Source organism: Acinetobacter sp. WCHA29, assembly GCF_002165335.1.
In the GTDB taxonomy this organism is placed as follows: domain Bacteria; phylum Pseudomonadota; class Gammaproteobacteria; order Pseudomonadales; family Moraxellaceae; genus Acinetobacter.
This window is the reverse complement of sequence record NZ_NHRQ01000006.1, coordinates 132,346-147,826: the sequence shown is the minus strand read 5'-3', so window position 1 is coordinate 147,826 and position 15,481 is coordinate 132,346. Positions and strand designations below refer to the sequence as shown.

General features: G+C 37.2%; 15 protein-coding genes and 1 pseudogene. All 16 read right to left on the bottom strand.

Annotation, left to right across the window (positions count from 1 at the left end; translation table 11 throughout):
- Nucleotides 1-596: thioredoxin family protein (locus CDG59_RS06810; protein WP_171295000.1), on the bottom strand; the 596-nt coding region annotated here is incomplete at its 3' end.
- A gap of 127 nt (nucleotides 597-723) precedes the next feature.
- Entirely contained in the window at nucleotides 724-1,641 is a 918-nt protein-coding gene (locus CDG59_RS06805) for a hypothetical protein (RefSeq protein ID WP_087544396.1), read from the bottom strand.
- Between the two features lie 27 nt (nucleotides 1,642-1,668).
- Complete coding sequence (locus CDG59_RS06800) at nucleotides 1,669-2,793, bottom strand: toxic anion resistance protein (protein ID WP_087544394.1); 1,125 nt, start codon at nucleotides 2,791-2,793, stop codon at nucleotides 1,669-1,671.
- A 12-nt stretch (nucleotides 2,794-2,805) separates the two neighbouring features.
- Nucleotides 2,806-3,582, bottom strand: a complete 777-nt coding sequence (locus CDG59_RS06795) for a tellurium resistance protein (RefSeq protein WP_087544392.1) — start codon at nucleotides 3,580-3,582, stop codon at nucleotides 2,806-2,808.
- 173 nt (nucleotides 3,583-3,755) lie between these two features.
- A pseudogene (locus CDG59_RS06790) lies at nucleotides 3,756-4,276 on the bottom strand (putative solute-binding protein); the annotation flags it as partial.
- Nucleotides 4,277-4,342: 66 nt separating this feature from the next.
- Entirely contained in the window at nucleotides 4,343-4,765 is a 423-nt protein-coding gene (locus CDG59_RS06785; protein WP_087544390.1) for a PaaI family thioesterase, read from the bottom strand.
- Between the two features lie 62 nt (nucleotides 4,766-4,827).
- Nucleotides 4,828-5,811: a fatty acid desaturase family protein gene (locus tag CDG59_RS06780; RefSeq protein ID WP_005160663.1), complete on the bottom strand. Its 984-nt coding sequence runs from the start codon at nucleotides 5,809-5,811 to the stop codon at nucleotides 4,828-4,830.
- A 107-nt stretch (nucleotides 5,812-5,918) separates the two neighbouring features.
- The gene (locus CDG59_RS06775; protein WP_087544388.1) at nucleotides 5,919-6,716 is read right to left on the bottom strand and encodes a PaaX family transcriptional regulator C-terminal domain-containing protein; all 798 of its coding nucleotides are present in this window, start codon (nucleotides 6,714-6,716) and stop codon (nucleotides 5,919-5,921) included.
- A gap of 105 nt (nucleotides 6,717-6,821) precedes the next feature.
- Nucleotides 6,822-7,622, bottom strand: a complete 801-nt coding sequence (locus CDG59_RS06770; RefSeq protein ID WP_087544386.1) for an undecaprenyl-diphosphate phosphatase — start codon at nucleotides 7,620-7,622, stop codon at nucleotides 6,822-6,824.
- A gap of 129 nt (nucleotides 7,623-7,751) precedes the next feature.
- Complete coding sequence (locus tag CDG59_RS06765; RefSeq protein ID WP_171066556.1) at nucleotides 7,752-9,641, bottom strand: M48 family metalloprotease; 1,890 nt, start codon at nucleotides 9,639-9,641, stop codon at nucleotides 7,752-7,754.
- 103 nt (nucleotides 9,642-9,744) lie between these two features.
- Nucleotides 9,745-11,283 carry an amidophosphoribosyltransferase gene (gene purF, locus CDG59_RS06760; RefSeq protein WP_087536879.1) on the bottom strand — a complete coding sequence of 513 codons (1,539 nt, stop codon included), beginning with the start codon at nucleotides 11,281-11,283 and terminating at the stop codon, nucleotides 9,745-9,747.
- A gap of 40 nt (nucleotides 11,284-11,323) precedes the next feature.
- Complete coding sequence (locus CDG59_RS06755; RefSeq protein WP_087536878.1) at nucleotides 11,324-11,917, bottom strand: CvpA family protein; 594 nt, start codon at nucleotides 11,915-11,917, stop codon at nucleotides 11,324-11,326.
- A gap of 1 nt (nucleotide 11,918) precedes the next feature.
- Nucleotides 11,919-12,926 (bottom strand): quinone-dependent dihydroorotate dehydrogenase, encoded by a 1,008-nt coding sequence (locus CDG59_RS06750; protein ID WP_005215517.1) that lies wholly within the window; start codon nucleotides 12,924-12,926, stop codon nucleotides 11,919-11,921.
- 397 nt (nucleotides 12,927-13,323) lie between these two features.
- Nucleotides 13,324-13,803: a type II secretion system protein GspM gene (gspM, locus tag CDG59_RS06745; protein ID WP_087544384.1), complete on the bottom strand. Its 480-nt coding sequence runs from the start codon at nucleotides 13,801-13,803 to the stop codon at nucleotides 13,324-13,326.
- Nucleotides 13,803-14,942 (bottom strand): type II secretion system protein GspL, encoded by a 1,140-nt coding sequence (gene gspL / locus CDG59_RS06740; RefSeq protein ID WP_087544382.1) that lies wholly within the window; start codon nucleotides 14,940-14,942, stop codon nucleotides 13,803-13,805. The genes gspM and gspL overlap by 1 nt, the downstream gene beginning before the upstream one ends.
- Nucleotides 14,943-14,980: 38 nt before the next feature.
- On the bottom strand, nucleotides 14,981-15,436 hold the full coding sequence (locus CDG59_RS06735; RefSeq protein ID WP_087536875.1) for a SixA phosphatase family protein: 456 nt from the start codon (nucleotides 15,434-15,436) through the stop codon (nucleotides 14,981-14,983).
- Nucleotides 15,437-15,481: the final 45 nt, after the last annotated feature.

Genomic DNA, 15,481 nt, shown 5'->3' with positions numbered 1-15,481 from the left:
GCTGAGTTGGTATCTAGCTTCGCCACGATTTCTTCCAAAGTCATACGACCTTGTCCAATATGTTCATTGTCTTGAAAGACCATCGGTACAGCTAAGATTTTGCGTTCTTCAACTTCTTCTTGGAAGAAACCACCATCAATCATAGTCGCCGTTGCATTCGGGTTATAGATTGCAATCAAGTTGAGTGCTTGAACCACATCTGGACAATTATGGCAGCTCAATGAAACAAACACATCAAAGTTTGCTTTTAAGTTTAAGCCTTTGATCTGGTTCAAGACTTCATCAGAGACTTTAGGCGCATAACCTGATACTTGTAATAAAGCCAAGATCAAAGAAGTAAACTCATGTCCCATCGGTAAGCCAGCAAAGAACACACGTGGTTGTTCACCTGCTTTAGCTACACCGAAACTCGGACGGCGAGCGTTTGAACCGTCAAAACGCGCCGTAACCTGGTCAGAAAGTTCTGCAATTTCAGTGACGAGTTCTTTGATTTTTGCAGCTTTGTCTGATTCATCTAAAGCCGCAACTAACTCGATTGGACTTTCTAAACGTTCTAAGTAAGCTTTTAATTGAGTTTTAATATTTTGATCTAACATGTATTTCTCCAAATTCTAAGCAGTTCAAATCAGCTAAATTCATTCGATGAAGCTATAGTACGCAAAACTAATAAATAGGTAAAACAGTATGTTTTTATAAATTTAATCGGATAAACCGAATTAAGATTTAAGAGACATCAAGCTTTTGATTAATGCGCATATGGCGATTTTTCAATTGCTTAGCGAGTACATACAAAATAGTGCTTAAAGCAACAACCAACACAATCAAGCCCCATAAAATTACATTCACAATCTGAGAAATACGTTCGGCTTGTTGTGCACGCAGATCTAAGGGCTGAGTAATTGAGGTGATACTCTTACCATATAGCTGCTGCTGCATAACCCATAACTGTTCAGGCTTAAAATCATATTGTTTAAACTGAATCGGGTTATTCTTCTCAGCGACAATCAATTGATTCACGTAGACATTGGCAGTTTTACGATCGATAGGCTGATGCAATAAAGCTACTTGCGCCAACACATAGGCTTTTTCAGTCGATGAAATGTTGGCCTGCTGTAAATCTTGAGCAATTTGACTTTCAACAATATTATTTTGATAGCTCATCCATTGTTGATACGCCTGTTTGGTTTCATCTTTCCAATCGTATTGAATGTAGCTCAGACTGGACCAAAGCAAAATAAAGGCAATAATCCAAGCTAGAATACGCTGTGTCCATGCTTGGAAACGTTGTTGAAAAAACTTAAATTTCTTCATCCAACTGAGCAGTAAAAATGCCCCAATAAACGAAACCAAAATTTTTAGAAACAACCAACCAAACCATGATAATAAATTAAAAAAATAATCGACTGGTTGTTTAAATGGCACCAATTCTTGAACATGATAAGGCAAATCTAATGCCTGAACATGCGTGGAAAGATCAAAGAACCGATAGATAAATTCTTTTTGCAAAAATAACGATGCAACTGTAATAACGACCAATGTACAGGCTAAAACGAACCAGATCATTAAATGACGTTGACGTTTTTTTAATGCATCTAAACGTTGGTCAATCGGTTGTACACTAAAATCGTTTATGGGTGACAATGATTTTTCCTTCAAAAATTAACAATATCAAGATTTAGGTGGCTGGCTATGCTCAAGCACTAAATGATTTAAGTTCTCTTGCAAAGCACGTAAACGTGTTGTCGCTTCCGCACGCTTTTGCATCCCTTCTTTCTGGATCTGAATCACATCATTTACTGTTTTAATGAGGGTGTTTTGTACATGTTCAAGTGTTTCTACATCAATCACTGAACGTTGATTCGCTTTCGCAGTATCGACTGAGTTTTGATGCAATAATTCAGCATTACGGCGTAATAATTCATTCGTTGTGTCATCAATCGCTTTTGCTAACTGGACACTATTCTTTTGCTCTTGTAATGAAATCGCCAGACTAATCTGATTTTTCCATGCAGGTAGCGTAATGTTCTTAATGGCATAGAACTTATCTACCAACATTAAATTATTCGACTGGATGATCCGAATCATCGGCAAAGTCTGCATTGCAGATTGTTGTAAAACCTGCAAATCACTGACTCTTTTCTCAAGATTATTGGCCAAATGATTAAGATCATAAATCTGTTGCGTCGTTTGTTGATCCTGCTCTTGTGATGTGAGCATTGAGATCTGTTGCTGAATATCCTGCTGTTTTAATTGCCCTGCAGCAGTATAAACACCAAGCTGTTTATATTCATCCTGTACCGCATCAAACATTTTATCTAAGGTTCCAACCCGAGCTTTCAACCCCGATTGAGAGCTTTCAATTTCTTTAAGCAATACATCAATCTGCTCTTTAGTGGTATTAAAATGCTGATCAAAATTTTGTTTAGCATTTTTAAACTTACTCAGTAAACCGCCAAAAAACCCAGAGCTTTTTGATTTATTCAAAATACTTGAAGTATTTAATTGCTGTGCGACTTGCACGACCTCATTAAGTTTTTGTCCAGTCGTATCCAAATCTTTATTCTGAACCAGATTTAACAGTTCATCGGTATAAGTTGAAGTTTTACTGGCAATATTTTTGCCATATTCAGCTACCACTGTGGTACTGATATCTGCCAATTCTTTATGTGCATCCATTACTTCTGCAAGATCATGTGGTTGCAATCCTAAATCTTTTAAATTCAACTGTTCAAAACGTTGCTCAGGCTTTACTTCAAGCTCATGAGATAATTTGCTAAGTTCTGAATCTGACATCTTTTTTCCCTCTTATTTCTGTAATGATTTTTTCAAATTTTTAATTAAATCTTCTCGACTTTTATCAAGCTGATCAAGTGTATTTGTTGAAGTCGATACTGTACTTTGTTTAACGTGATATTGCCATGCAGGAATCAAAACCTGTTGTGCTTCTTTAAATCGATCTAGCAAGCCAAAAGATAACTCTTGTGATAACTGCATTTGTTTCATCGCAATATCATTACTCGTTTGTAAGGTGTGTAAGGTGTTTATTTTTTTTGAGAGCCGTTCAACAAAATGGTCAAGCTTTTGCTGTTGAGTAAATTGAGGATATTCTCTTAAAAATTCATCAGCGGCGCGGATATAAGCGGCCATCTGTTCTCTCAAACCTAAAGCTTGCTGTAGTCGTGATTGCGATTTTTGAATTTCGATCTGTAAGCGCTGACTTAAATGATTTGCTTCATTGATTAAACGCTCAAGATCTTTGACAAACTTTACTTGACCAGCATCGTATTCAACATCTATACCTAACCATTTTTGCAACGCGTTAAAACGACGACCACCTAAATGTTTTTTGGAAATTGAAAGTTGCTGAATAATCTGGGTAATCACTTCACTCAATTGCTGATTCAATCTAGGGTCAACACCATTCAGTAATACACTTTGAGCTTGAACTAAATGATCTGCATAATGATTCAAACGATGTGGATCATTGAGAAGAGGAAGTAAATCATTACGTTTAATCGCTAAAATATGTTCTTGATTTGATTCAATTTGCGATAAAGGTATGAAGTCGAACGATTGCGTCATATTAGCCGAGTTTAGTAAGAACAAATAAATTTGAACATAGTTAGTTTTAGCATGTTCTTACTCTTTCGCATACTTAAATGTTGTTATGTTTTTTAAAATTTAACATTTTGGAATGAATAAAAAACCTCTTAATTACAATGAATAAAGAGGTTTTCAGAATTGTAAACGATGCTTTATTCATCATTCAGGGCATATTCAAAACTATTTGGATTTTGCTTACAACGCACTTTTTTCAGAAAGTTCATCATTTTTGGATCATAAATACCTGCTTTGGTTAAACAAATACGAGCTTCGCGCATCATTTTCATATAATTAAGCTGTTCTTCGGGGGGAATGTTCATCCAATATTTTTCAGGAATTTCTTTTTCATATTTTGCGATGATATTCAAAGTACCATCAAGTTGACCCACTACCCATTCACGAGACTTTTGCCCAAATCCTTCAGGAAACTTATCCTTTGGAATAATAAAATTTGCTGAAATTTGTGTTAATGGAAATTTTACGATTCCGCCTTTATCCCCCAAACCTTTATAGAGTTCAAAGGGTTTATAAGCAACAATCATTGATAGGCAAGTATTGCTGTTTTTAAGTCTGTTCACGCACCAATTGCATCCAATGATGCTACATATTTATTGAATTGGCGACCACGCAAACCACTAATAATCGCACCATCACATCGTCCAAGTTTCAAATCTTAGGAATTTCCAGTCAATTACTCTCTAAACAAGATCATTTTAAACAATTCTAATTAGTCAAATAATTACTGAGCTTTTCGTGGTGGAAGCGCATATGTTCCAATCACATGCGCAACTGGTTCTTCATCATCCAAAGAATATAACCACACTTCACCTGTAACTAATGTTTTACCAACTTTGATTAATTTACATTCAGCTTTAATATCTTGATTTCCATTCGGTTTACGAAAAAAATTAATGGTCATGTTGGTGGTAACAGCCATAGCAATTAGACCTAAATGTCCCATAATCGCAACATATAGCGCGAAATCAGCCACCAACATCAAGGTTGGACCTGATACAGTTTGACCTGGACGTAAATCGTTCTGATCGATTTTATAAAGTAACTGTGCCCCTTTAGGGCTAATCTCTTCAATACTAGTTTTTTCGAGTGCTTGAGGAAATTCCTGTGCCAAAAAACGAGTAATTTCATGCTTACTAAGTGCCATAACAATACATCCCAAATGACTTAGATTATTTTTAAATTATGACTAAAACTATAAACAAACATTTAATCAGCTTGATCTGAAAGTTCATTTAAGACTTGCCAATAACTAGGTGGCTCAGGAACATGTCCACGCTCTAATAACATCTGGTGCATTTTAGGTAACTTAAAATATGGAACTGTTGCCATTAAGTGATGTTCTTTATGGAAATTCACATGGATGGGCGCAACTAAAGCACGAGCAATATAACCTGCTTTTGTAGATCGTGTATTCGTTAATGCACTATTACTGGTTGGCATACCTGCATGTTCTGCCATTGAACGAACACGTAAAAATAATGGAAATGGTGTTAAATATGCCAATATCCAAAGCGCATATAATTTAGGATGACCGGCTGCCCATAATATTGAAAACAAAGCAGCATTTGTTGCTATTGCACCACCACTATTTTTTAGAAATGCTTTTGGATAGTCGACCCAATGGCGTCCCTCTTGAGAAATCCAACGACGGTCGTTAGATACCGTCCACTCCATTTTCTCAACATCCATAAGCACTCGTCCAAGTGCGAATTTTAATCCTGTTATTCCAGAAACATCACGGAAAAACTTACGCATTAACGATTTCTTCGAAGTTGGGAAACCCTCTACCAAAGACAGATCAGGATCCTCTACGGTAGAAGTTTTACTGTGATGGCGTAAATGATGGGCACGATATTTCTTTAAATCATTCCAGATTGGGCGAGCACAAAGCCAATCAGTGGCAATATCATTCAGCCATTTGGTTTTAAATAAGCTTTGGTGTGAAGCATCGTGCATAATGATTGCAAGCGCAAGTTGACGACCCGCTAATATTACCAATGCAGCTATACACATCAGTAATTTGCCCCAGACAGGTAAATACTCCCATGTACTGGCAACTGCAGCGAAGGTTCCACCAATGACTGCCCAAGTTGATAAAACAGCCCAACTACCGTGTAAATCTGACTTTGTTGTCAATTCTGTGATTTCTTCTCTTGTGAACAAATCACTTATTGATGTACGTGTATTCATATCCCTACCCTACAATTTTTTTATTTCTATAGATACATAAATATATTTTTTATTTTAGATTAAGTAATATTTCTGTCAATACATTAAAATTAATTTTTCAGTAATATTTATACTAAACTAATTTCATAGAATCGTTGCCACAATTCCAGTCCAGTCTGATCCAATCGCTGAACACTTAACGCAAATTGATCACGTAAATGAACATCAACAAAATCCTCAGGCAATAATGGATCATTCATCAGCAAAGAAATGGTCTGCCGACCAAGCAATAGCGATTCTTTAGCAGCAATATCTAAACTTAATTGCTCAACTGTCTCCAACCACTTTTGAATCATTTGACTATATTTTTTATAGTTTTGGTTAAGTGTTTGAGTGGGCCAAAGCTTCGGAATTTTATTTAATGTTGTGGTGTCGAAATGATTAATTTGGCAAATTTTGGCGCTTTTTTCTAAGCCAGAAGCTTGTAATGCCAAAAATACCTCTTTAAAAGAAATGGCTAAATTATCAGGGCGAATATAAATACCTTGTTCTAACTCTTTAAAACCGAAGTGCTTTAATGCGCGTTCTCGGCGGTTTAAAGCTGTACGATCAACCCGCCCTAATTCACCCGTAAAGACAGCTAAGTATTGGTGATCCCATTGTTTTGTTTGTTTAATTCCGTTTTTACGGTTCAACATTACATCGGCCCATTCGTGTGATTTAGCCGTAAATTGATATATACCCCGCTCAATCGCCTCAATCACCCCATCACTAGATAATCGGGTTACTGCGACACGAATACTATTTCCGCTAATCTCAAAAAGCTTCGCTGCGATAATAATTTGTTTAATCGAGATCTCACGACCTTGTAGCCCTAAAAGTAAATCAATGATTAAATCTCGGGCATTCATTTTAGCTATTGTCATCTTACAATCGAACCAGTTCTAAACATAAAAAAAGAAATAAAGAATAAGAATTTTAACTTAGAATCCCTCCCTTTTAGTAATTTTTCTAAAAGGGAGATTTTATTTTTATAGAAAAACAAATAATAAAATTATACCCAGTACAATTCGATACCAAGCAAATACGCGTAAAGTGTGACGCTCAACAAATTTAACTAATGCGCTCACCACCAATAATGCCGAAATAAAAGCAGCAACAAAACCGACCCCAATATTCAACATATTATCTTGTGTCAATACATCTACATTACGAATAAGATCAAAAGTTGCAGCCCCCAACATCGTTGGCATCGCGAGAAAGAAAGAAAATTCTGTTGCCGCTTTACGAGACAAGCCTGAGAACATTCCTCCCACAATGGTAGCACCAGAACGAGAAGTCCCTGGAATCATCGCAACACATTGTGCACAACCGACTAAAAAAGCTTGCTTGTAAGTAATTTTTATCGCTTCAGTTGTTTTATGATCAAAATTCTTGGATTCAACCCAGAAAATAATCAGACCGCCAACAATCAGTGCGATTGCGACCACAAGTGGACTAAATAGAACACTTTTAATAAAATCGACTGCAAAAATACCAATCACGACAGCAGGAAAAAAAGCAATTAAAACGCTAAAAGCAAAATGACGCGCTTCTGAATCGCCACTAAAAAAACCTTTAACCAAATCAAAAATCTTTTGTCGGTATAACCAACAAACAGCCAAAATTGCACCAAGCTGAATGACAACTTCAAATACACGCCCATCGTCAGAATGGAAGTCGATCATGTGACCAAATAAAATTAAATGTCCCGTACTTGAAATCGGTAAAAACTCGGTCAAACCCTCAATAAACCCTAAAAATAAAGCCTTTAAAATTTCAATATGTTGCATAACTTACTCAAAAAATGCGTAATTCAAGATTAAAATAAAGGGCAAGCTTACCTTGAAATTAAATCATTTTATGTGATTGTCACGTAACGTTTTAAGCTTGATCTTTTTAGCTCTAATACGAGTTTATTATTAAATAATCATCAAACTATTTTTCTTTTGCATTTGTTCAACCACTTCACGTGTATCGAATCCTAAACGCCAATAAAGCAACTCTAAAACATCTAATTCATCTTGCGTGATGATACGATCGCTCCATAAACATCGCTCTGCAATTGCTAAAATATTGAGGCGATCACGTAATAATAAGCCTGAAACATCATTTAAAATTTCTGCTAAATCAAGTGGTTCATCAGAAATATCTGCATAAATCTGCATTTCTTCGGGTGCTAAAATCTGCTGAAGAATTCGCTCACGCACCTCAAGCTGATTTGGACTATTAATTTGTTGTACATGCAATAAAGCATCAATTAAATGCACAATTTGTGCTTTCACATCTTCAAATGATGTTGGTAAATGTGCAGGCATAAGATTAAGTTCACGCTTTACTCTCTCCAACAATAAAGCATCAAGCAGACCCACTTCACCGTCTTCTTGAATAATACAAGCCAATTTAGTCAAAAATTGACGAGCAATACTTGTCGGCATGTGTCCAATATTCTTACAGGCATCATGGAAGATTTGAACATGAATACGACCATCTAAATTCAATAAAGAATCAACAATTGCATGACTTACCGCGGCTTCTTGAGGAATAAACTCACGATATTGACGAATCATTAGAATCGCAACCATCACCTCCCTTGAACCTGTCGCCGTTTGCATCGCTCTTTGTATCAATTCTGGGCGTTTTTTATTCTTCCGCATTTCAGAGTTTAAAGGCTTAATTGCATCATTTAAGGCAAAACTGATCGGTGATAAACGTAATAAAGGTAAAGGCTGTGGAGAACTCCAAGGTAATGTCATATCTGTCATTTCTTCTTCCAAAGAACGAAACAGACTAAATAAAGGACGATTACGTAGCTTTTTTAAATTTTCTAATTGCAAATCCTGTAGCAAAGTAGGATTTAGTTCATAAATTCGATCTTTGATACTTGGATGAATATTCATCCAACTTTGCGGACTAAGAGAATTTGCGAAACACATATGTGAAATCGATTCTGAATACGCACTATGAATTTGCGAACCTGAATGGTGGACATAGATACGTAACAAGGTTTGAATATTGGCATTATTATTCATCAAACGCATAGTTTTCAGGTCATTACGAAAGGTTCGCCCACTTAAGGTCAAATATTTAATTAAACGCGTAATTAAGATGCCTAAACTACCAATCAGCCAAATCACTCCACCAATCGCAACAAAAATAGTTTCGAATTTGTTTCGATAAGACGTTGCATAAGGATTGTAGCCTGCTTGAGCTAATTTACTCCCCCATTGACTAAAGGTGGTTAAACCACTGTATAAAATTTTTAATTTGGTATTTTCGACTGCTTCGCCTGATAAAATCTGGTTGAATTCATAACTTAATAAGCCATATAGCTCTAGCTCATCCAAATTTTGTAGAGCACCCCACGTTAAAATAATTACGATGTCTTGAGATCTGAAGCCTGCGGTTAAGGCATTCACACCAACTTCATCTGGGAGCACATAAACAGCGGGGGTATCGATCGCAAAACTTTGAGCAACTTGCTCTACGACTTTTAATGCTGTGCTTTCTTCGGGCGTACTCTCATCAAAAACAAGGCGTCTAGCTTTAAGTTGTTTTGCGAGTGAATGGCCGCCTTCACGTAAGACATACAGTTCAGCACCAACCGACCAAACCATAACGAAGAATAAAAGAAAGATAAAATATGGACTAAGAACATGCCACCAAATGGCTTGAGTGTAGTCAAAGAAATGAACGACTAACCCCAAAATCAAATTGAGAATAAAAACTGTCGACAACATAGCGAGCAAGCAAAAACTTACCGACCATGCAATATTTTTATTTTCAATTAAATAATGGCTCATTTCTTTCAATGTAAATTTTCCTGATTACATTGTTGATCTTAGAGGCTTCGAAACCTTAAGTATCATAAAATAAAAAAGCGGGAATTTCCCGCTTTTCTATAGATTTAAATGATTACTCTTCTTTAATACCTGTTAAATCAACAGAAGAAGCATCGATATTTACATCAATATAACCATCTGCTTTCTTTTTTGCTGAATCATTACGTTTCTGCTCGAGATTAATCAGATAGTCATTATCAATCCCACCAGCCACATAGATCCCGTCAAATACTGAACATTCGAATTCTCTTAAATTAGGTACTTTGCTAGTCCGCACTGCGTTCTTTAAATCTTCCAAATCTTGGAAAACTAAACGATCTGCACCAATAATCTCACGAATTTCTTCAACTGTACGATCTGAAGCAATTAATTCAGATTTTGCTGGCATATCGATACCATACACGTTTGGATATTTCACCATAGGTGCAGCCGAAGCAAAGAATACTTTCTTCGCGCCAGAATCACGTGCCATTTGAATAATCTCATTACACGTTGTACCACGTACAATCGAGTCATCCACTAACAGTACATTTTTATCTTTAAATTCAAGCTCAACTGGGTTTAGCTTTTGACGAACTGATTTTTTGCGCTGCTGTTGACCTGGCATAATGAAGGTACGTCCGATGTAACGGTTTTTCATAAAACCTTCACGGAATTTCACGCCCAAAATATTAGCCAATTCTAATGCTGAAGTACGGCTAGTATCTGGAATTGGAATGACCACATCAATATCGTGCTCTTTACCCCATTCCTTCAAAATTTTATAAGCCAGCTTTTCACCCATTTTTAAACGAGCTTTATAAACTGAGATGCCATCAATTGTTGCATCTGGGCGAGCAAAGTACACATATTCAAAAATACATGGACGATATTCAGGATTTACTGCACATTGTTTGGTAAACAATTCACCATTTGAATTAATGAAAATTGCCTCACCTGGTGCAATATCACGCTCAACTTTAAAACCTAGCGCTGTAATCGCAACGGATTCAGAGGCAATGATATATTCAGTGCCTTGCTCAGTTTCACGAGAACCGTAAACCAAAGGACGAATCCCGTTTGGATCACGGAAACCAACAAGCCCATGACCTGTGATCATCGCAACAACCCCATAAGCACCTTTACAACGCTCATGAACACGAGATACGGTGTGGAAGATATTTTCTGGCGTTGGGTTGAGTGTACCGATCTTCTGTAACTCATGTGCAAACACGTTGAGTAAAACTTCAGAATCAGAATCAGTATTCATGTGACGTAAATCTGTTTTAAACAGATCATCATGAATTTCTGCGGCGTTGGTCAAGTTACCATTGTGTGCAAGGGTAATACCATATGGAGAGTTTACATAAAACGGCTGTGCTTCAGCACTACTTGATGAACCTGCTGTTGGATAACGAACATGTCCTATCCCATAGTTACCAAGCAAAGCACGCATGTGACGGGTATGGAATACATCACGCACCATACCATTATCTTTGCGGAGGAATAAACGCCCTTGATGGCAAGTTACAATCCCTGCTGCATCTTGTCCTCGATGTTGTAACATCGTCAAGGCATCAAATAACATTTGGTTTACTGGCGATTTACCGGCAATCCCAACAACTCCACACATAGCAACCTCTCGACAAGCTAGGAACGGGGTTTAACCCCAATTAATAAAAAGGATTTTTCGTTGAATGATCAGAACGTTGATCTACTGAAGCGCGTTCTGACTCCTCCATTTCAGTCGAAGGGCGATGTAATAACGCACCTTCAGATGTCATTTGATGTATCGCTTCATTTGCAGCATCTTTTGATATTTCAGTCGCTAATGGCGCGTATGGCAATAAGATCTGTACAAATTTTGATTGTTTCCAATGTGGTGAACTATTCACCCAAGGACCGACACCCTGCATCGCAATCAAGACAATTAATAAACCTTTGAGTGAACCAAATGCACCGCCTGCTAGACGATTTAATGGGCCCAATTTTAAACTTTTCAAGAGCCCATTGAGGAATGCGGTAATCACCCACGTGCAAATCACGATGACTAACACAATAAAAGCAAAAGCAGCAATTTTTTGCACGACTGGGTCTTGGCTTAGACTGCTCATCGCAGGTGCCCAAATGACTGCATATTTAGCCCCAATGACCAATGCGAATATCCACCCGATCAAGTTCGCAAAGGCTTTAATAAATCCTTGACGCAAACCGTTCAGCCCTCCAATGAGCAAGATGATCAGGATGATGATATCAAGTGTGTTCATGTCACACAGTCATCGCGTTAACACAATCTTTTACTAGTGTTGGGCCTGTATAAATAAGGCCACTGTATACTTGAACGAGACTCGCGCCCGCCTCTTGTTTTGCTACGGCCTGCTCACCTGAAACAATTCCCCCGACACCAATTAAAGGAATTTTTCCATCTAAAACATCGGCGAACTGACGTAAACATTCGGTGCTTTTTTCAAAAACGGGTGCGCCCGACAAACCACCTGCCTCATTACCATTTGGCAGATTTTCAACACCGTCTCGCCCTAATGTTGTATTGGTAACAATTAAGCCATCAATCTTAAATTTCAATAATTGTTTAGCGATAAATGTAATATCTTCAGGCGTTAAATCTGGCGCTACTTTGAGTACTAAAGGAACATAATGATTATTTTCTTTAGCAAGTTCTAGTTGACGTTGTTTCAAAGTTTGTAATAGCTCTGTAAGTGCATCGCCACTTTGTAAACTACGTAAATTCTTTGTATTCGGTGAAGAAATATTAACTGTAATATATGATGCGTAGTTATAAACTTTTTCTAAACAAATCAAATAATCAGAAACCGCATCTTCAACGGCAGTATCTGCATTTTTACCAATGTTAATTCCTAAAACGCCTTTAAACTTAGCAGCTTTAACATTTTCAATCAGTTGATCAACACCGTCATTATTGAATCCCATGCGATTGATGATTGCTTTCGCTTCTGGAATACGAAATAAACGTGGTTGAGGATTACCTGCTTGTGGACGTGGTGTAATGGTACCTATTTCAATAAAACCGAAACCTAAAGCAGCTAGAGCATCAATGTGCGCACCATTTTTATCTAAACCAGCGGCAAGACCAACAGGGTTTGGAAACTCGATACCCATACAGCTCACTGGTTTATGTGCAGTTTTCTGATGCATCAATCCAAATTTATGCGCTGTATCGAGCATAGAAAGTGTGAGTTCATGTGCACGCTCTGGTGCCAAAGTAAACAACAAAGGGCGAGCCAATGAATATAACATACCAATCACAGTCTACTGATTTTTCAAGTAGCCGTATTATAGGCATAGGCTCAACAAAACACCATGCTTGACATAGGCTTATTTTGTAGAGTCTTTGCTTTAGTGCTTCTTGATTAAACAATTTTCTGGTTTTATTCAGATTTTTAATCTTAGTCTCTGTTTGGGATTTTGCAGAACTTTGGCATTCACAACCTAGTGCATTGGAATGTTTGACATTATTGCAGATTACAGAAGAAGCACTTACCAACGTCATCAAACATAGCTACCCCAAAAAAGTCATTGTTCGTTTGTATTTTTCTGATCTTAAAAAATTATTTTAGAGTTAGAGTCATTCAGAGTTAATCATACTCATCATGATGAGTCTATAACTATAAAGGAGCTTCAAGCTCCTTTATAGTTATTGCACGGTCGCAGTTAACTTGATTTGATTGTTATTTAAAACCAAGTCCATTTTCTGGATACTTAACCCCATTTGAGAAAGTTGCATTAAGAAGTTTGCAAGAACAGCATAATTTTGATGTTCAGCGACAATTTGAATTTGCTCACCATTCTGCTGTGAAGAAACTGATAAGCCTTGTTGTTGTGCCGTACGTTGAATTTTATCTGCTGCTGATAGCTCTAGATCATTTGCAGGTTTCATTGTTGCTGCATTACTTTGCATCCAAACCATTAAATCTTTTAATTCATTTAAACGTTTTTGCTGTTGCTCAGCCAAAGCATGCATTTTCCATAATGCAAAACCAATAATCACAACAACTAAAAAAACTGTTGTGAAAATTACCATCACGCGTTCACGTACAGATAAGCTCTGTAAATATTGATTTAAGGTTTCAATTTTTTGATCGAAACTATTTTGTAGACTTGTTAATGCTTTCATTATTTTACTTTTACCACCCCAATCGCACCAATCGAATCTGCTTGAACATTACCCAATTCAGCTTGGAAACCTTGTTGGTTTAATTGTTGAGTTAATCCTTGTAAGTCATCTGCAGATTTAGCTTTTAATGACATTGCTAAAGTCGAAGCATCATAATTAACTTGCTGAGCAATGATCTGTTTCTGCATTAAAATCGGTCCTACTCGACTCAACAACGAAAGTGCTTGTGTATCACCCAGCTGACTCATTCGTAATTGACTTTCGAACTGACTTTTAATGTTTTGCTCAGTAACGCGACTATTTTCACCAAACCACAATTTATATTGATCTATCGCCTGAGCCGATGTCTGATCAGCCACTTTTTTTAGTTTAGACCAACGTAAAGCGTCATAACCCAATTGAACAAAAATGACGGCAACCAAAACCAATGCTGAAGCTTTCCAATAACCTGACCACTGAACTTCTGCATTCTTGGATTTTGGCAAAACATTAAATGGATGCTGTTTTGCCTTTGCCAAGGGCTGAAATTGGTAACTAAATTCAGTGTATTGATCTTGGGTTGAAGCAGCCATAACTGTTGCTAATTCAGTTGAACTAAGATTTGCCAGCTTATAATTCGTTTCAGGTGTTTGAAACTCAAGGAATAATCCCAAGTCATCCACTGAATTACCAGACCATTCCGATTCTCTTACCAATAAGTGATCATAGAGGTTTGCAATCACCACTTGGTTTTCTTCTGGCGTTGGCAGAATTAAAAAATCAGGTAAGAACGCTGCAATTTGAATTGGCAAAAGACTAAGCGCATGTTGCCATGTCTCAACTGTGGAATGAGCCACGCCCATCACACTAAGCTGATCATTTTGAAAATGATGAACCACCTTCATTTGATCGATTGGCAAAGTCACATATTCTTCTAATAAGTATTTAAGCCCTTCTTGCCCTAACTGCTTGTAGTGCATTTTTGTCATAGGCTGTTGCAAGATTTGCGCATTACGGCTTGGAAAATAGACCACTGCCTCTTTTCCATTATGCACTTGTAAGTCCTGAATCAACTGCTCAAGACTATTTGTCTGCAACCAATTTTCCCCTGCCGACCAATACCATGTTCCATTGGTTTCGGGCATCCATATATACAGCATCGGTGTTCAGTACCCTTATCCTATCGCGGATATATAAATTATAGTGTTGGTATAAAACGATTCTTTTGTGTCGATAAACCATTAGCAATCACAGCTTGATCATAAATACGTGCTTCTGCTAATGCAAACGGATTAAAATTCTCATGGGTCAATTGCTCTGCAATATGTGCCACAACATTCATATGACAGACCACAGCAATAGATTCATAGGGTAATTTAGATAACCATTCAATTGCATCTTTAGCATCATCATCAGGTTTAATTTTATCGCAAATTAAAACAGGAATGCCGTAAAAATGAGCTTTGATGTGTGCCAAAGTTTCTTGGGCACGTAATAGTGGACTAACAATAAAAATTTCAGGCTGAATGACATCTTTTAAAAAATGTCCTGTTTGCTCAGCTTGTTGATGTCCACGCACTGTTAATGGGCGTTGCGTATCATTACCGTTGATTGCTGGAGATGCTTCACCGTGACGTACTAAAGTTAACTGCATATAACGACCTTATTATTTATACCTATATATTAACAATGATTGATG